Origin of the sequence: Exiguobacterium sp. s141 (assembly GCF_018618085.1) — a bacterium.
Lineage (GTDB): Bacteria > Bacillota > Bacilli > Exiguobacteriales > Exiguobacteriaceae > Exiguobacterium > Exiguobacterium mexicanum_A.
In genome coordinates, this window is the sequence record NZ_JACSLJ010000002.1 from 270190 (window position 1) to 288678 (window position 18489).

Sequence of the window (18489 nt, forward strand, 5' to 3'; positions counted from 1 at the left end):
GGGAGTATATGGGTGAAGACGAGATTGCCGAAGTAAGACGCGCTTACGAATACGCCAAACTGCATCATACCGGTCAGTTCCGACGTTCAGGCGAACCCTACATTCTGCATCCGGTCCAAGTGGCCGGTATTCTCGTTGATATCGGGTTAGACGCGACGACCATCATCGGGGCGCTCTTGCACGACGTCGTCGAGGATACGGACGTCACGCTCAAAGAACTCGCCGATGAGTTCGGTGTCGATGTGGCCATGCTCGTCGATGGAGTGACGAAGCTCGGTAAAATCAAATATAAATCGAAAAAAGAAGAACTCGCTGAGAATCACCGTAAAATGATTATCGCAATGGCAGAAGACGTGCGCGTCATCTTGATCAAGCTGGCCGACCGTCTGCACAACATGCGGACGCTTCAACATATGCCGAAAGAGAAACAAGTTCAAAAGGCGGAAGAGACGCTCGAAATCTTTGCCCCGCTCGCCCACCGGATGGGGATCTCGACGATAAAATGGGAGCTCGAGGATATCTCGTTACGTTACATCAACCCGCAGCAATACTATAAGATCGTCTCGATGATGAAACAGAAGCGCACCGAACGCGAAGCGCTCGTCACATCGGTCATCACGGAAGTGAACACCGTTCTCGAGGACGTGAGCATCGAGGCCGATGTCAACGGCCGTCCGAAGCATATCTACTCGATTTACAACAAGATGGTGAAGCATAAAAAAGAGTTCAATGAAATTTATGACTTGATGGCCGTCCGCATCATCGTCGATTCGATTCGCGACTGTTACGCCGTCCTCGGCATCATCCACACGCAGTACAAGCCGATGCCAGGCCGGTTCAAAGACTACATCGCCATGCCGAAACCGAACATGTATCAGTCGCTCCACACGACGGTGATCGGACCGAAGGGTGAGCCGCTCGAAGTGCAAATCCGGACGAAGGACATGCACTTCATCGCCGAGTTCGGGATTGCCGCGCACTGGGCCTATAAAGAAGGAAAGAGTGTCGCGACGAACGGGTTCGATGAAAAAATCGCCCATCTTCGCGAGATTTTAGAGCTACAAAAAGATACGACCGACGCTGAAGAGTTCATGGAATCGCTCAAAGTCGACTTCTTCAGCGACATGCTCTACGTCTTCACACCGAAAGGTGACGTCTTCGAGTTGCCGAAAGGCTCGGTCCCGATCGATTACGCGTACCGCATCCATACCGAAATCGGTCACCGGATGACGGGCGCGAAAGTGAACGGACGGATGGTGCCGCTCGACCATAAACTCGAGACGGGTGACATCATCGAGATCATCACGTCGAAACACAGCTACGGGCCGAGCAAGGACTGGCTCAAACTCGCCGTCTCGAGCCAAGCGAAGAACAAGATTCGCCAATGGTTCAAGCGCCAACAGCGTGAAGAGAACGTCGAGAAAGGCAAAGAGCTCGTCGACGTCGAGATCAAGAAGCTCGGTTTCGAACCGAAAGAAGTGATCGATGACCAGTCGCTTGCCGTCGTCGTCGAGAAGTTCAACTTCGGGAACGAAGAAGAGATGTACGCCGCGGTCGGGTATCATGGCATCACGGCGGCGCAAGTCGCCCACAAGTTGACGGAGAAGCAGCGGAAAGAACCGAAACTCGAGCTGTCGGACGCGATCAACGAATTGAAAGTCAGTCAGTCACCGAAGAAGAAGACGGCCGAGGCCGGCGTCTCGGTGAAAGGGATCGACAACATGCTCATCCGCATGAGCCGGTGCTGTAACCCGGTACCGGGCGACGAAATCGTCGGGTATATCACGCGCGGACGCGGCGTGTCGATTCACCGGAAAGACTGCTTGAACATCATCAATGAGCAGCATCCGGAGCGGCTCCTCACGGTCGAGTGGGAAGCCGGACAAGCAAAAGAGAAGAACTATAACGTTGACATCGAGATCACAGGCTACGACCGTTCAGGGCTCTTGAACGACGTGCTTCAAGCCGTCTCGGCGACGAACACGAACATCGTGGCCGTGAGTGGACGCGGAGACCAGAACAAACAGGCCCGCATCTCGATGACAATCTCGATTCCGAACGTGAACCATCTGCAAAAAGTCGTCGACCGGATCAAGCAAATCTCGGACGTGTACTCGGTCAGCCGAGTCATGATGACGTAACGAAAGGAAGATTTCAGTGCGTGTATTGTTGCAACGAGTGAAACAAGCCTCGGTCACCGTCGACGCGGAGACGGTCGGCCAAATCGAGGCCGGCTATCTGCTCCTCGTCGGGGTGACCCACGAGGACACCGAGACGGAAGTAAACTGGCTCGCCGACAAGGTGGCCGGACTCCGTGTCTTCGAGGACGCGGACGAGAAGATGAACCTATCGATTCAAGACGTCGACGGGAAAGTATTGTCCGTATCACAGTTCACGCTGTACGGCGACACGCAGAAAGGCCGTCGTCCCGCGTTCACGCAAGCGGCGAAGCCGGACATCGCGGAACGGCTTTACGAGAAATTCAACGATCGTTTGCGGACGCACGGGCTCGTCGTCGAGACCGGGCAGTTCGGGGCGATGATGGATGTCGCGCTCGTCAATGACGGACCGGTCACGCTCATGCTCGAAAAAAACGCTTGACAGAAGCGGGCACGATTCGGCATCATGAACCATATAACCTAACACCTGCGATAAAGAAGAGTACGGTCACCCCACCAGCAAAGAGAGCGATGCCTAGGCTGAAAGCATCGACTGGATGATGACCCGAACGACACTTTGGAGGTGCTTCCTTGAACGCTTAGTAGGGGGAGCCGTTTCATCGGGCGTTAACCGATTTCGAGTGGCAGAGTTTCAAGTATTGGCTCTGCAACGAGGGTGGTACCACGGGAAACTTTAACAGGCTCTCGTCCCTTTGCGGACGAGGGCCTTTTTGTATTTTAAGGAGGAAAATTGGATGAAAGCACCACGCGGCACACAAGACCTGCTTCCGGGCACGGTCGAGACGTGGCAGTATGTCGAAGAGAAACTACGCGACATCAGCGCCCGTTACAACTATAAAGAGATTCGTACCCCGATTTTTGAAACGACCGACCTGTTCACAAGAAGCGTCGGCGAGACGACAGACATCGTCCAAAAAGAGATGTTCACACTCGTCAAGAAAGGCAAGGACGAGTATACGCTCCGTCCGGAAGGCACGGCCTCGGTCGTCCGCGCCTTCGTCACGAACAAGCTGTTCGGTAGCCCTGACCAGCCGACGAAACTGTACTACATGGGACCGATGTTCCGCTACGAACGTCCACAAAAGGGACGGTTCCGCCAACTGCACCAATACGGTGTCGAGGCGATCGGCAGTAGCGACCCAGCCGTTGACGCCGAGGTCATCAGCCTCGCCTACACGATTTACAAATCGTTCGGGCTTAAAAAAATCAAAGTCGTCGTCAACTCGCTCGGTGACGCCGAGAGCCGCAACGCTCACCGCGAAGCGCTCATCCGTCACTTCGAGCCGGTCCAAGATGAGTTATGCCAAGATTGCCAGACGCGGCTTCACCAGAACCCACTTCGCGTCCTCGACTGTAAAGTCGACCGCGACCACCCGTCGATGAAATCGGCACCATCGATTCTCGACTTCTTGAACGAAGAGTCGAAGACGTACTTCGAGAAAGTCCTCGCGCACTTGGACGCGCTCGGTGTCGCCTATGAGGTCGACCCGACGCTCGTCCGTGGTCTCGACTACTACACGCACACGGCGTTCGAGATCATGTCAGAAGCAGAAGGCTTCGGCGCCATCACGACGCTTTGCGGCGGTGGACGCTATAACGGTCTCGTCCAAGACATCGGCGGACCGGACATGCCGGGCATCGGCTTCGGGATCGGGCTCGAGCGACTCATCCTCGCTCTTGAGAACGAAGGAGTACTTCCTGAACTCGAGACGGGACTTGACGTCTTCGTCGTCGCCCAAGGCGGCACGGAAGTCGAAGTGACGGCGACACGCCTGTTGCAACTGCTTCGCAGCGAAGGCTTCAAGGCGGACCGCGATTACCTCGGCCGCAAGTTCAAAGGCCAATTCAAACAAGCCGACCGCTTGAACGCGAAGTTCACCGTCATCCTCGGAGACGATGAAGTCGAACGCGGCTCAGCTTCCCTCAAGGTCATGGCGACCGGGGAACAAGTCGACGTGCCGCTCTCGGCCGTCGCAGACAAAATTCGTGAACTATCGGAAGGAGCAGGACAATGATCGGACGCACACATATGAACGGCCGCGTGACAGAGTCACTCATCGGCCAAGAGGTACAACTTAAAGGATGGGTACAAAAACGTCGCGACCTCGGAGGACTCATCTTCATCGACCTTCGTGACCGCACAGGCATCGTCCAAGTCGTCGTTCGCCCGGAAAACGAAGCGGTGCACCAGCTCGCCGAATCGATTCGCAGCGAATACGTGCTCGATATCAAAGGGACTGTCCTCGAGCGTGAGAACAAGAACCCGAACATGCCGACCGGGAACGTCGAAGTCATCGCTTCAGAGATTAACATCTTGAACGCGGCGAAGATGACGCCGATTCCAATCGGTGACGAGGCGGAAAACGTCTCCGAAGACCTCCGTCTCAAATACCGTTACCTTGACCTTCGTCGTCCGGCGCTCCAAGAGACGTTCCGCCTCCGTTCGAAAGCATCGAACACGATTCGTAACTTCTTGACGGAAGAAGAGTTCCTCGAAGTCGAGACGCCGATTTTGACGAAATCGACCCCGGAAGGTGCGCGGGATTATCTCGTCCCGAGCCGTGTCCACGGCGGCGAGTTCTACGCGCTCCCGCAATCACCACAGTTGTTCAAACAGCTCCTCATGGTGGCCGGGTTCGACCGTTACTTCCAAATCGCACGCTGCTTCCGTGACGAAGACCTTCGGGCCGACCGTCAACCGGAATTCACGCAAGTCGATATCGAGACGAGCTTCATGGACGTCGAAGACTTGATGGCGATGATGGAATCGATGATGGGGCAAGTCATGGAAGCGACGCTCGGTCGCACCGATACGCCGGCCAAATTTGAACGGATGACATATGCGGAAGCGATGCGCCGTTTCGGATCAGACAAACCGGACACTCGGTTTGGTCTAGAGTTGATCGACGTCGCGGACGCGGTCACAGGTGCCGGCTTCAAAGTGTTCGATATGGCCCTCGAGTCAAACGGACAAGTGAAAGCGATCAACGTCAAAGGCGAGGCGGACAAGTTCTCGCGTAAAGACATCGACAAGCTTCAAGAGTTCACAGCCGTCTACGGTGCCAAAGGCCTCGCTTGGCTCAAAGTGACGCCGGAAGGCTTGAACGGACCAATTGCCAAGTTCTTTGATGAGACGTACGCCCAGAAGTTGATGGAAGCGACGAACGCGGAAGCGGGCGACCTGCTCCTCTTCGTGGCGTCAAAACCGACTGTCGTCGCCGACAGCCTCGGCGCACTTCGCGTCAAACTCGGTCATGAGCTCGGTCTCATCGACGAGTCGAAGTTCAACTTCCTTTGGGTGACGGACTTCCCGCTCGTCACGTTCGAAGAAGAAGACGGACGTTTCTACGCCAACCACCACCCGTTCACGATGCCAAACCGTGACGACCTCCACTTGCTTGAGACGGACCCAGCGAGCGTACGCGCACTCGCCTATGACCTCGTCTTGAACGGGTATGAGCTCGGCGGCGGATCGCAACGGATTTATGAGCGCGACATTCAAGAGCGGATGTTCAAATTGCTCGGCTTCACAGAACAAGAAGCGGTCGACCAGTTCGGCTTCTTGCTCGAAGCGTTCGAATACGGCACACCGCCGCACGCGGGTATCGCACTCGGTCTCGACCGTCTCGTCATGATCCTCGCGGGTCGCTCGAACCTTCGTGACACGATCGCCTTCCCGAAAACGGCGTCGGCGAGCGACTTGCTCACACAAGCACCAAGCCCGGTCGCGGATGCACAACTCGAGGAGTTGTCGATTCGGACAGCGGTGAAAGAGAAAAAATAATAGTTAGTCACAAGGACCCGTCACTTGGCGGGTCTTTTTGCGTATATGTGAATAAGTGGAAAGGTGATATAGTTATGGAATAAATTGTATGATGAAGATGGGGGAGCCGGGGAAGCATGAAACCAAGAAAAATTGTTCAATCGATCGGGTTGGTGATTGGATTGACGACAATCTTAGCAGGATGTAATCAAGAAACGGAAGCGACGCCGAAAGTTGACGAGACCGTCGAGGAGGCCAAATCGGAAGATTCGGAAATGATTCGATTGCGTCCCGTCGCCGAGGACGCCTCAATCGGGGCAGTGAAGGACTATGACCTATCATCGTTCTTCCAACATAAAGTCGCGATGATTGCACCGGAGCATATGGTCGATGAACACATTGTCTATACGGATTCTGTCGGTGAAGTCGGCCATGACATCTACGTGTATGATACGGAACGAGCAACTAATCGGTCGTTACATAAGACATCGAGAACAATCGGTAGTCTCGTCGGCATCAAAGATGAAATATTTTGGATCGAATACGAACTGACTGAAGACAATGGGTATACTTGGTCCATTTTCCGGATGAAGCTCGACGCATCAGAACTGACTGAACTGTATAACGGGGTCAGTATGTTCGAGACGCCCGTTCCTCATTTGAATGCATCGGATGATCGCGTCACATGGGTTGATTATGAGGCGTCAGAAACGATGACGACGTCGGCGGTGATGCAGTATTTATATGATACGGCCACGGTGGAAACGATTCAGACGTACACGCTTCAAGAAGGAGAGAAACGAGATGGCGAGTACGTGTTCGATTACAGAGTTGGTGGGGACGGTGTCATCGTCCATCGAAGCTCATTCGCTGATGGGGAGAAGACGACAAAGTTAACCACGCTCGATGGAACGTTTGACGAAGACATGGGCGCATTGGTCGACTTTGAAACAGGTGCGGACTATGTTGCTCTTGGAAAAGAAGGACGTGCCGATTTTGTAGGGCTGACGGGGGGAGCGAAACAGTTCCAACATAAAAGCACACAGTCAAAGATTACATTTGACTCATTTCGTTTCTTGCCGAATCAGCGAATCCTATTCCGTGAAGGCATGAATCGCTTATTAGTTGCGGATTTGAATGAAGCGACGGTCTCGTATTTGCCGAGTCGAGGCGGCACGACGTCCAAGCCGATCTATCGTGATGGCCAAATCGCCTATGCCGAACTTGGGGATGGCGGGTTGATCACGTTCTACACCATCGATGTGAACTGACATAGAAACCAAAAATCGTCACCTCCGGTTATGGAAGTGACGATTTTTGTTGCTTCATCTACTCTTTTTATGATTCGTCCGGCTTCTAGATTTGATTGATCGGAGGATCACCGTAGCGAGAAGAAGCAAAGCTAACATAAAACCGATATACGTCAGATTCACGAAAAGTGAAGATAAAGTATCTTCAAATCGGATGCTGAACCAAACCCATAGCCCTGTAATAAATACGCCCCAGAGCGCTGTCGGATAGTTAAGCATTTTGTTTTTAAACCACATGAGATAGCCCCCTTTTTAGAAATTATATCATGTGGATTGGAATAAAAACCTTATACCCCCTAATTATCCATTCGTTTACTAGTCTGTTGAAGCGCGAACCCGAAAGCGAACAGCGAGGCGATCACGGCCGTCATCGTATAGACGGAGTCGGTGAAAGCGAGGTAGATGCCGAACAAGCCGAGCCCGAAGCTGAGGAGAAACCACAGCCAGAGGCTCGGATGGTCTCGTAACGCCTGTTTCATCGGCTCGGGACGTTCAACTGGCAACCGGTCCCGTCGGTCACGAGCAAGTTCGAGTTGAATACTTGGCCGTTGCTCTTCAAGACGAGCGATCGTTTATCTTCGCGATAGTCGATGATCATGTCTTCGTCGAGAAACACTTTCGTCCAGTTCTTGATGAGGATAGGGCCGATGTTCGAATCAATCTCGACGTCTTCCGGTGTCGTCTCGGTCACGTAGCGAATCTCGAAGATGCCGCTATTGCCGCAGCCGCAACCTTCCGTCTCATAAAACAAATGCATTTGTCCCTTACGGTCGCCTTTTAAAGCGTCAATCCGCTCTTGGGCGCGTTCTGTAATTTGTACGTTCATTTGAATCAGCTCCTTATTTCTATTATACCGCGCTGGAAAAAAGATTGAAAAAGACGTGCTTCCCATTTTCCACTTCCTGCAAAAAGGCGTAAACTATTTGTTTAGAAGGAGGAAACGAAATGATCTCACGTTTTTTTAGTTATTACCGTCCACATAAGAAGTTATTCATCCTCGATTTCTCGTTCGCCATCCTCGTCGGTCTGCTCGAGCTCGGCTTTCCGCTCGCCGTGCAATGGTTCATCGACGATTTGTTGCCAGGTGGGGAATGGAACTGGATTATCATCATCAGCATCGGCTTGCTCATCCTTTACATACTCGCCATGATGATGCAGTACGTCGTCAACTATTGGGGGCATAAGCTCGGCATCAATATCGAGACCGATATGCGGGAAGAGCTGTTCACCCATATCCATAAACAGTCGTTCCGGTTCTTCGATAACCATAAGACCGGCCATTTGATGAGTCGGGTGACGAACGACTTGTTCGATATCGGCGAAGTGGCGCACCACGGGCCTGAAGATTTCTTCATCGCCATCATGACGCTGCTCGGTGCGTTCGGGATCATGTTCTCGATCGACCCGCAACTCGCGCTCGTGACGGTCGTCGCCGTGCCGTTCCTCGTCATCATGATCACGTACGCCAACAAGAACATGAACAAGGCGTGGCAAAAGATGTATACGAACATCGGCGAAGTGAACGCCCGCGTCGAGGACAGCGTCTCTGGGGCACGCGTCGTCCAATCGTTCACGAACGAGACGTTCGAAATCAAGCGGTTCCAGAAAGACAACAATTTCTATCGCGGCTCGAAAATTGAGGCGTATCGGGTCATGAGTAAGTCGCTCGCCGGGATTTACATCACGACGCGGCTCATGACGCTGCTCGTCCTTGTCTACGGCGCATATTTGACGTATCAAGGTCAACTCTCATACGGTCAGCTCGTCGGGTTCATCCTCTATATGAACTTGCTCATCAAGCCGATCGAGAAAATCACGGCCCTCCTCGAGATGTACCCGAAAGGGATGGCGGGCTTCAAACGATTCACGCAACTCCTCGACGAGGCCCCGGACATCGAGAACCGTCCGGACGCCGTCGACGTCAAGACGCTTAAAGGCGACATCGCTTTCCAAAACGTCTCGTTCGGCTACTCGGACTATCGGCAAGTGTTGACCGACATCGACCTCGACATCAAGGCCGGAACGACGGTCGCCCTCGTCGGTACGAGCGGGGCCGGGAAGACGACAATCTGTTCGCTCATCCCGCGTTTCTATGATGTGACGAGTGGGAAAATCACAATCGACGGCATGGACATCCGTGATATGACGAAAGAGAGTCTGCGCCGCCAAATCGGGATCGTGCAACAGGACGTGTTCTTGTTCGCCGGGACGCTCCGTGAGAATATCGCCTACGGGAAGCTGGACGCGACCGACGCGGAAATTATGCATGCGGTCGAGAAGGCGCATTTGAACTCGCTCGTCGAGGAGCTCGAGCATGGTCTCGAGACGCAAATCGGGGAGCGAGGCTTGAAACTGTCGGGCGGTCAGAAACAACGGATCGCCATCGCCCGCATGTTCCTCAAAAATCCGCCGATCTTGATATTAGATGAGGCGACGTCCGCGCTCGACACGGAGACGGAAGCGATCATTCAAGACTCGCTCAATGAACTCGCGGCTGACCGGACGACGCTCATCATCGCCCACCGTTTGGCGACGGTGAAGAATGCTGACCGCATCCTCGTCGTTACCGCTGACGGCATCGTCGAGGACGGGACGCACGATGAATTGAGCATGAAAGGCGGCGTGTTCGCCGGATTGCTCAGACGCCAACAACTATAAGGAATGGGCAGCCACCAATAATTTTTGGTGGCTGTCGTGCGTTAGTTGGGTATAGACAAGCAAATAGTGGTTATGAGGAGGAAAACAAGTGATGAAAGCCGTACAAGTCATCGGTTACGGGGACGTCGATCAATTACAGGTCGTCGATGTCCCATTCCGAGCCCGAAACAAGGGGAAGTGCTCGTGCGCGTGAAGGCGTGCGGGATTAACAATACCGAGATTTGGATGCGAGAAGGCGCGTATGGGACGGACAAAGAGTCGGGCTGGCGGCCGGAATGGGTCCAATTCCCGCGTATTCCTGGTTCCGATATCACGGGTGAAGTCGTAGAGGTCGGCAGTGGGGTCGAGGAGACGATGGTCGGACGCCGCATCGTCCTATTCCCGTTCACATCGAGCGGGCCGGAAGGGGACGAGCATATCGCTGACGATATGTCGTTCATCGGCTCCGAGTACGACGGCGGATACGCCGAATATGTCGTCTGGCCGGCAGAGCTCTGTTTCGATATGCCGCTCGACAGTTTCGTTGACAGCGCCGTCTTCACGGTGAGCGGGTTGACGGCGTGGCATATGAACGAACAGATTGAGATTCAGCCGGGGCAGACAATCGTCGTCACGGGTGCGAGCGGTGGCGTCGGTTCGTTCAACGTCCAAATCGCGGCGAACGTGCATGGGGCGAACGTGTTCGCCATCGTCGGGGACTTGAAAGATGAAGCGAAGCTCAGGGAACTTGGGGCGGACCATGTCTTTTCATACCGCTCCGAGAGGCTTGCCGATGAGATTCTCGAGGCGAACGGAGGACCGGTCGATGCCGTACTCGACGTCGTCGGCGATGCCTTGTTCGCGACAGCGCTCAAGGTGTTGAAGAATGGCGGTAAGTTCTGTATTTCCGGTTCGGCCGGGGGCAACAGACGAACCTCGACTTCCGGACGATGTATTTGAAACACATCACCATGTATGGTTCCGTGCTTGGCACACGCGCGGAGTTCCAAACGATGCTCGAGGCGATTAAAGCTGGTAAGGTCAGGCCGATCGTCGACCGGACGTTCCTGCTCGCTGAGGCACGGGATGCGCAGGCGTATTTCAAACAGCGCGGCAAGTTCGGGAAGATCGTCCTCGTCCCATAATCAAAAAGAGAGGAAACCGGACGCTGACATCCGATTTCCTCTCTTTTTTATGCCGCCACTTTCGCCCGGTCGATGACCGAGACGAGACGCCGGAACTGTTCAAGCCAAAACTGGAAGAACGGACCGATTAAGAAAATCGACAGCACCGTCCCGAAAAAGACAGGTCCGCCCAGTACCCAGCCGATGAGGCAAGCCGTCAGTTCCATCCACGTCCGCATCATGCGGACCGACGTGTTGAACCGGTCGGCCAAGGCGAGTGTCAATCCGTCCCGTGGGCCGGCCCCGTAGCCGATGGCGACGTACAAGCCGGCACCCATGCCGATGACGAAGATGCCGAGGACGAGCCAGGCGATATTGAGCGCGATGCCGTCCAGTTGCGGCAACCAGTGGCGCTCGAGAATCAAATTCATGAACACCCCGACGAAGACGGCGTTGACGAGCGTCCCGAACTGGGGCCGAATCCGGTCCAGTATGTACTTGCAGAAGACGAGCAAGAGACCGACGAGCAAGATGATCGTCCCGACGGAAATCGGCGTGTGGCGGGCGAGGCCGAGATGGAGCACGTCCCATGTCGACACGCCGAGGTCGGCCGTGATCATCATCGACGACCCGAGGGCGAGCAGGAACAGGCCGCCCATGAATAACGCCCACTTCAAACTGATTCGTAAAGATTGTACCCATACCGCGTGCATGAGGGTCGCCTCGATTCCCTAAAATGTTCCACCATCATATCATATCTCGTTTCCACACAAGAAAAAAAAGCCTCGGACGAGGTCCGAAGCGCTTGGCTCACTTTTTAGGTGTCGATGCTTTTTTTGCTTTGTTCTTTTTATAGTAATCGTAGACGAACGGTGCGACCGCTGTCGCGACTTTAATGAGTGTACCAAATTTACCTTTTCTAGCCATGTTGTTGCACCCCTTTCTGTTTCTAATGATGTATATTCCACCCGTTGCGGAAATGAAAACATATTTTGGACAGCTTCACCTTATGTAAGACAAGCATTCATGACCCATAATGAGGTCAGGAGGCGAAATCAATGAAGACGATTATCTGGTATCAAAACGATTTGCGGGTCGATGACCATCGTCCGCTCGAGGAGGCGCTCCGGCACGAGGACACGATTGAAGGGCATTATTTCATCCGGGAAGATGAGCTCTCAGAGAACCGATTCGGGCATACCCCGCTAGGACCGAGACGGCTCCAATTTTTGAACGATTCGCTCGAAGATTTGGGCGGGTCGCTCGCAACGCTCGGCATCCCTCTGTTTGTCCATGTCGGGCATCCGCTCGACGTGCTCGACCCGAACGACCGGCTATTGTTCCAGCGATCGATCGGCTTTGACGAACGGCTGCGCGAACGAGAAATCATGACCGCGTGGCGCGGCTCGAGTCAGGGGTTTGACGGCTTCACGCTCTATCCGCGGGCAGAAATCCCGTTCGAGCGCATGCCATTCCTCTTCACTGAGTTTCGAAAAGCTGTCAAGTCTGATGCGAGACCGGAAAAGCGCTTCGACCGGCCGCGTGAAGGGGAAGCATATCCGATTGATTTCCCTGTCGCCTATGAACGGGTCGAGCAGGGCAAGCATACCGCGTTCCCGTTCAAGGGCGGGGAACGGGCAGGGTGGGAGCGGCTCGCGGCCTATTTGGCGGGGCCAATCCGGACGTATAAAGAGACACGAAAGGGCTTCGGGGTCGACGACTCGTCAAAGCTGTCGGCTTATCTCGCCAACGGGTCGCTCTCACCGCGCCGGGTGCTGCACGAGCTCGAGCAACATGAGCGGTCACACGGGGCGAATGAGTCGACGTATTGGCTCTATTTTGAATTGCTCTGGCGTGATTTCTTCCAATGGGTCGCACTCGAGCAAGGGAAACGACTCTTCCGGGCCCAAGGCATCCGTTCGAAACGAAAGACGTGGCGTGTCGACCCTGACGTCATCGCGCGTTGGCAGGCGGGTGAGACAGGCGTCGACTTTGTCGATGCGTTCATGCGTGAGTTGAACGCGACGGGATGGATGTCGAACCGGGGCCGTCAAATCGTCGCGAGCTACTTCGCGAAAGAACTCGGGCAAGACTGGCGCATCGGCGCGTCCTATTTCGAATCGACGCTAATTGACTATGATGTCGCGAGCAACTACGGTAATTGGGCGTACCAGGCCGGTGTCGGCAACGACTCACGCGACCGGCATTTCAACGTCAGTCGGCAACAAGACACGTACGACCCGACCGGTGCGTTTCGTAACATGTGGTTGTGACGAAACTGTCACGAGAAGTCATCGTTTCTGATTGACTTCTTTTTACAGACAGTGCTATAGTAAGGTCAACAGATGGGATACCTGAGGTGTACGAGAGCCGCCTTCGTTATTTTGAGCCAACACTTTGAATACGGGAGACCGAACTGCTATCCAGATCAACTGCCTCATCACGTGCAGGAGGACTTGTGAAGGGGACGCTAGGTCACCCACCTGCTTAAGCAGGTTCAAAAGCAGGGCATCGTCACGGCACTCCGGGTCCCATCAATTTTATTGTAAAACGTCGCTAGGCGTCTTTTTTTTGATTATAATTCCGAGTAAAATAGTGTGAGAAAATAGGATTCATTTGGAGGAAGAGTATGTTACACCAGTTTTCACGTAATGAGTTGGCCATTGGTCAAGAAGGTTTAGAAACATTGAAAGGGAAGACGGTCGCCATCCTCGGTGTCGGCGGTGTCGGGTCGTTCGCGGCCGAGGCGCTCGCACGCAGTGGCGTCGGACGAATCGTGCTCGTCGATAAAGATGATATCGATATCACGAACGTCAACCGCCAGATTCACGCGCTCTTATCGACGGTCGGGCAACCGAAAGTCGAAGCGATGGCGACACGCCTCCTCGATATCAACCCTGAGCTCGAGCTCGTCAAATTAAAAATGTTCTACACGGAAGAGACGTTCGAAGAATTCTTCGCGCAAGACCTCGACTTCGTCATCGATGCCTCGGACACGATCATCTATAAGATCCACTTGATCGTCGAGTGCAAACGTCGTGGCATCCCGGTCATCTCGAGCATGGGCATGGCCAACAAGATGGATCCGACGCGCATCAAAGTCGTCGACATCAAGGATACGACATACGACCCGATCGCCAAAATGGTCCGGACGCGTCTCCGTAAAGAGCGCATCCATAAAGGCGTCCCGGTCGTCTTTTCAGACGAGTCGCCGATCGTGACACGCGAAGACGTGAATGAGGTCGTCGGGAAGAAAGATGCCCCAATCCGTAAAGCGAAGATGCCGCCGAGTTCGAACGCGTTCGTCCCATCGGTCGCCGGCCTCGTCGCAGCAGGGTACGTCGTCAACCAAATGCTTGAGACAGCTGGTGTCGAGATCAACCGCATCCAGAAATGAAAAAACGACGCGGCTCAAAAGAGTCAGCGTCGTTTTTCCCAATAATCGAGTCGTTTTTGCAGCTGTTGCTCGAAGCCACGGCTCGTCGGTGTATAATATTTAGGACGTTTTCGGGCCAAGTTCTCCGGCCAGTAGTTTTGCGCGACGTAGCCGTCTTTCTCGTCGTGCGGGTATTTGTATCCGGCACCGTTGCCGAGCTCGCGGGCGCCTGGGCTGTGCGCGTCACGGAGATGGACCGGTACCGGACCGCCTTCGACCGTGCGGACGTGGTGAATCGCCTTATCGATGGCGGTGATGACCGCGTTCGATTTTGGTGCCGTCGCGAGATATAGGACGGCCTGTGCCATCGGGATGCGCGCCTCCGGGAAACCGACGTGTTCGCTCGCGCGAGCGGCCGCATCGACGATGACGAGCGCGTTCGGGTCACTGAGCCCGATATCTTCGGCCGCATGCACATAGAGCCTGCGCATGATGAAACGCGGTGATTCGCCGGCCTCGATCATGACGGCGAGCCAGTACAGTGCCGCGTCCGGGTCCGAGCCGCGAATCGACTTGATGAACGCCGAGATGACGTCATAGTGTCGGTCACCCGTCTTGTCGTACTTGATGGCCTTTTGTTGAATCGACTCCTCGGCCACTTCGAGCGTGATGTCGATTTTGCCGTCAACCTCGGGCGTCGTCAATACGGCCAGCTCGAGGGCGTTCAACAGCACGCGGTAGTCACCGTCCGCCATTTTGATATAATGGTCCACGGCGGCTTCCTCGATTTGGACGGGATAGTTGCCGAGTCCTTTCTTGTCAGACAGGGCCCGCTCCAAGACGACACGAAGTTCGTCTGGTCCAGGCGGTTCGAGCCGAAACACGGTCGCGCGTGACAGCAACGCCGCGTTGACCTCGAAACTCGGGTTTTCGGTCGTCGCCCCGATCAAGATGAGCTTCCCGGCCTCTAGTGCTGGGAGCAGGGCGTCTTGTTGCAGTTTATTGAAACGATGAATCTCGTCTAAAAATAAGATTGTTCGTTCTTGTTCGAAGTCGAATCGGGACTCGGCCTCACGGATGACACTTCGTAGTTCATCAAGTTTGGCCGTGACGGCGTTCAATTGGACGAACGTCGCTTTCGTATAATTTGAAATGACGCGGGCGAGCGTCGTCTTGCCCGTTCCCGGCGGTCCATACAGGATGATCGTGCCGAGGCGGTCGGCCTCGATGGCCCGCCGCAGCAATTTGCCTTCGCCGATGATGTGGCGTTGACCGATGACTTCGTCTAACGTTTCAGGCCGCATCCGATTGGCGAGCGGACCGCTATTCGATTGCTGAAATAAATCACTCATACGTACACATTCCTTTCGACAAACGTTTGTTCGACTAGTATAGCAGAAGGAGATATGAAGATGAAAATATCTACAAAAGGTCGTTATGGATTGACGATCATGATCGCACTGGCCCGGGAAACGGACAATAAACCGCTCAGCTTGAAAAAGATTGCGGCCCGGCATGACTTGCCGGAACATTACTTAGAGCAGTTGATCGGTCCACTTCGCAACGGCGGTCTCGTCAAGAGCGTCCGCGGGGCGTACGGCGGCTATCAGCTCGTCAAACCGGCAACGGACATCACGGCGGGAGAAATCATCCGCTTGCTCGAAGGGCCGCTCACAATCGTCGAAGACTCAGAAGCGGACGATGCCGTGAAACGGAAGCTTTGGGATAAAATCAAAGCGGCGATCGAGAAAGTGCTCGAAGAGACGACACTCGCCGATCTCGCTGAAGAAGATTCTGATGGTTATATGTTCTATATATAAAGATGAGGTGAACGAATATGAACTATTTTGATCATGCCGCAACGACGCCGATGCGTCCGGAAGTGCTCGAAGCGATGACACCTTATATGCTCGAACATTATGGCAACCCGTCGAGCATCCACGGCATCGGACGGACGGCGCGCGCCGCACTGGATACTTCGCGCCGGACGCTCGCCACGTGGATCGGGGCGACCCCGAACGAGATCGTCTTCACATCGGGCGGCACCGAGTCGGACAACTATGCGTTGTTCGGTACGGCTTACGCGAATCAACATAAAGGCAAACATGTGATCACGACGAAAGTCGAACACCACGCCGTCTTGCACGCGATGGAGCAACTCGAGCGGGAAGGATTCGACGTGACGTATCTCGATGTCGACGCGACGGGTGCGGTGACGCTTGACTCCGTTCGTGCTGCGCTCCGGGACGATACGATCCTCGTCTCGGTCATGTACGGCAACAACGAGGTCGGCACACTTCAACCGATCGCGGAAATCGGTGCGCTCCTCGCCGACCATCAGGCCTATTTCCATACGGACGCCGTCCAAGCGCTCGGTACGGAAACGATTGATGTCAAGGCGCTCGGGGTCGATTTATTGTCGGCCTCGGCCCATAAAATCAATGGCCCGAAAGGTATCGGTTTTCTTTTTATAAAAACAGGTGTAAAATTAGCGACGCGTTCTTTTGGAGGACAACAAGAACGGAAACGTCGAGCCGGCACGGAAAACGTCCCGGGTGCCGTCGGGTTCCAACAAGCAGCCGAACTGGCCAAAATCGAACAGGTCGAACGAGTGGGCGCGTACCAGCAAATGACCGAGGCGCTCTTCAAGCGACTCGATGAACTCGGAGTCGAGTATGACGTGAACGGGGCGAACCGCTTACCGCACATCGTCAACTTGTATCTCCCGGGCATCGAACTTGAACCGTTCCTCATCATGATGGACATGCGCGGCTTTGCCATCTCGAGCGGCAGTGCCTGCACGGCAGGGTCGATTGAACCGTCACACGTATTGACGGCGATGTTCGGGACGTCGGATCGGACGAAACAGTCCGTCCGCATCAGCTTTGGACATGGCAACTCGGTCGCAGACGTGGAGCGGCTCGCCGAACGACTCTCTGAGGTCGTCTCGACATTCACGAACGGAGTGAGATAAATCATGAACTTACGCACAAAAGCCCCTGCCGAGACGACGGTCGTCGTCGGGATGTCAGGCGGCGTCGATTCATCGGTGACGGCCCATTTGCTGAAAGAGCAAGGGTATAACGTTATCGGAATCTTTATGAAAAACTGGGATGATACGGACGAGAACGGTGTCTGTACGGCGACCGAAGACTATGAAGATGTCATTGCGGTCGCGAACCAAATCGGGATTCCTTATTATGCGGTCAACTTTGAGAAAGAATATTGGGACCGCGTGTTCGAATACTTCTTGGCCGAGTACCGTCTCGGGCGGACGCCGAACCCGGACGTCATGTGTAACAAGGAAATCAAGTTCAAGGCATTCCTTGACCACGCGCTTCGCCTCGGTGCCGACTTCGTCGCGACCGGGCACTACGCACGGGTCGAGTACGTCGACGGTGAGCATCGACTTCTTCGTGGGAAAGATGACAACAAAGACCAAACGTACTTCTTGAACCAGTTGTCACAAGACCAACTCGCGCGGACGATGTTCCCGATTGGTCATATGGACAAGAAAGACGTCCGTGTCATCGCCGAAGAAGCGGGGCTCGCGACAGCGAAGAAAAAAGATTCGACGGGCATCTGCTTTATCGGAGAGCGCAACTTCAAAGAGTTCCTCTCGGAGTATTTGCCATCACAACCAGGCATCATGCAGACGCTCGATGGGGAACAAAAAGGAAACCATGACGGGCTCATGTATTACACGCTCGGTCAACGCCACGGCCTCGGCATCGGCGGCGACGGGGACCCATGGTTCGTCGTCGGCAAAAACGTGGAAGAAAACATCCTCTACGTCGGCCAAGGGTTCCATCATGACGCGCTCTATTCGGACGCGTTGCTCGCATCGAAGCTGTCATGGACAGGTGCCGTCCCAACAGGCGAGTTCCGGGCGACGGCGAAATTCCGCTACCGTCAACAAGACGTGCCTGTGACGATCGCGCCACTTGAAAATGGCGAAGTGCTCGTCAAATTTGATGAGCCGCAACGTGCGATCACGCCAGGACAGGCCGTCGTCTTCTATGACGGTGATATCTGCCTCGGTGGTGCGACGATTGACGAAGCGTATCGAAACGGAAAACGACTCGACTATATCGGATGA

General features: G+C 54.5%; 15 protein-coding genes, 1 other RNA gene, 1 pseudogene and 1 other annotated feature. Of the genes and pseudogenes, 13 read left to right on the forward strand and 4 right to left on the reverse strand.

Annotation, left to right across the window (positions count from 1 at the left end; all coding sequences use genetic code 11):
* The first annotated feature begins 8 nt into the window (after window positions 1-8).
* The 5 genes from KNP74_RS05905 to KNP74_RS05925 all read left to right on the forward strand — a co-directional run bounded on the left by KNP74_RS05905 (window position 9) and on the right by KNP74_RS05925 (window position 7214).
* Window positions 9-2141 carry a RelA/SpoT family protein gene (locus KNP74_RS05905; RefSeq protein WP_371743396.1) on the forward strand — a complete coding sequence of 711 codons (2133 nt, stop codon included), beginning with the start codon at window positions 9-11 and terminating at the stop codon, window positions 2139-2141.
* 16 nt (window positions 2142-2157) lie between these two features.
* A complete protein-coding gene (gene dtd, locus KNP74_RS05910; protein WP_138859728.1) occupies window positions 2158-2601 on the forward strand; it encodes a D-aminoacyl-tRNA deacylase in 444 nt (147 codons plus the stop codon).
* Between the two features lie 38 nt (window positions 2602-2639).
* Window positions 2640-2875: a binding site (T-box leader), on the forward strand.
* 39 nt (window positions 2876-2914) lie between these two features.
* Entirely contained in the window at window positions 2915-4195 is a 1281-nt protein-coding gene (gene hisS / locus KNP74_RS05915) for a histidine--tRNA ligase (RefSeq protein ID WP_138859727.1), read from the forward strand.
* Window positions 4192-5964: an aspartate--tRNA ligase gene (gene aspS, locus KNP74_RS05920; RefSeq protein ID WP_214763817.1), complete on the forward strand. Its 1773-nt coding sequence runs from the start codon at window positions 4192-4194 to the stop codon at window positions 5962-5964. Before hisS ends, aspS begins: the two co-directional genes overlap by 4 nt.
* Before the next feature lie 116 nt (window positions 5965-6080).
* The gene (locus KNP74_RS05925) at window positions 6081-7214 is read left to right on the forward strand and encodes a hypothetical protein (RefSeq protein WP_214763818.1); all 1134 of its coding nucleotides are present in this window, start codon (window positions 6081-6083) and stop codon (window positions 7212-7214) included.
* Window positions 7215-7549: 335 nt separating this feature from the next.
* Here the strand turns inward: KNP74_RS05925 and KNP74_RS05930 are convergent, their stop codons facing one another.
* The gene (locus tag KNP74_RS05930; protein WP_214763819.1) at window positions 7550-7732 is read right to left on the reverse strand and encodes a hypothetical protein; all 183 of its coding nucleotides are present in this window, start codon (window positions 7730-7732) and stop codon (window positions 7550-7552) included.
* Window positions 7729-8079 (reverse strand): iron-sulfur cluster biosynthesis family protein, encoded by a 351-nt coding sequence (locus KNP74_RS05935; RefSeq protein ID WP_034776892.1) that lies wholly within the window; start codon window positions 8077-8079, stop codon window positions 7729-7731. The genes KNP74_RS05930 and KNP74_RS05935 overlap by 4 nt, the downstream gene beginning before the upstream one ends.
* A gap of 119 nt (window positions 8080-8198) precedes the next feature.
* Here KNP74_RS05935 and KNP74_RS05940 point away from each other — a divergent pair, with 119 nt between their 5' ends.
* A complete protein-coding gene (locus KNP74_RS05940) occupies window positions 8199-9911 on the forward strand; it encodes an ABC transporter ATP-binding protein (RefSeq protein WP_214763820.1) in 1713 nt (570 codons plus the stop codon).
* A gap of 91 nt (window positions 9912-10002) precedes the next feature.
* Window positions 10003-11035: pseudogene (locus KNP74_RS05945) on the forward strand (zinc-binding dehydrogenase).
* 47 nt (window positions 11036-11082) lie between these two features.
* Here KNP74_RS05945 and KNP74_RS05950 read toward each other — a convergent pair.
* Window positions 11083-11727 (reverse strand): YczE/YyaS/YitT family protein, encoded by a 645-nt coding sequence (locus KNP74_RS05950; RefSeq protein WP_214763821.1) that lies wholly within the window; start codon window positions 11725-11727, stop codon window positions 11083-11085.
* Window positions 11728-12072: 345 nt separating this feature from the next.
* Between KNP74_RS05950 and KNP74_RS05955 the strand changes: the two genes are divergently transcribed.
* The 3 genes from KNP74_RS05955 (at window position 12073) to KNP74_RS05965 (ending at window position 14411) form a co-directional block, all read left to right on the forward strand.
* Window positions 12073-13287, forward strand: a complete 1215-nt coding sequence (locus tag KNP74_RS05955; RefSeq protein ID WP_214763822.1) for a DASH family cryptochrome — start codon at window positions 12073-12075, stop codon at window positions 13285-13287.
* 75 nt (window positions 13288-13362) lie between these two features.
* Window positions 13363-13549, forward strand: a non-coding RNA gene (ssrS, locus tag KNP74_RS05960) — 6S RNA.
* 94 nt (window positions 13550-13643) lie between these two features.
* Window positions 13644-14411: a tRNA threonylcarbamoyladenosine dehydratase gene (locus tag KNP74_RS05965; protein WP_214763823.1), complete on the forward strand. Its 768-nt coding sequence runs from the start codon at window positions 13644-13646 to the stop codon at window positions 14409-14411.
* A gap of 23 nt (window positions 14412-14434) precedes the next feature.
* On the opposite strand, the gene KNP74_RS05970 is transcribed toward KNP74_RS05965, so the two are convergent.
* Entirely contained in the window at window positions 14435-15742 is a 1308-nt protein-coding gene (locus tag KNP74_RS05970; protein ID WP_214763824.1) for a replication-associated recombination protein A, read from the reverse strand.
* Window positions 15743-15802: 60 nt separating this feature from the next.
* On the opposite strand from KNP74_RS05970, the gene cymR reads away from it, so the two are divergent.
* Genes cymR through mnmA form a run of 3 tightly spaced genes read left to right on the forward strand, consistent with a single transcriptional unit; the run spans window position 15803 to window position 18489 of the window.
* Entirely contained in the window at window positions 15803-16210 is a 408-nt protein-coding gene (gene cymR, locus KNP74_RS05975; RefSeq protein WP_021066920.1) for a cysteine metabolism transcriptional regulator CymR, read from the forward strand.
* 17 nt (window positions 16211-16227) lie between these two features.
* A complete protein-coding gene (locus tag KNP74_RS05980; protein ID WP_214752580.1) occupies window positions 16228-17364 on the forward strand; it encodes a cysteine desulfurase family protein in 1137 nt (378 codons plus the stop codon).
* A 3-nt stretch (window positions 17365-17367) separates the two neighbouring features.
* Window positions 17368-18489 (forward strand): tRNA 2-thiouridine(34) synthase MnmA, encoded by a 1122-nt coding sequence (gene mnmA, locus KNP74_RS05985; RefSeq protein WP_034776905.1) that lies wholly within the window; start codon window positions 17368-17370, stop codon window positions 18487-18489.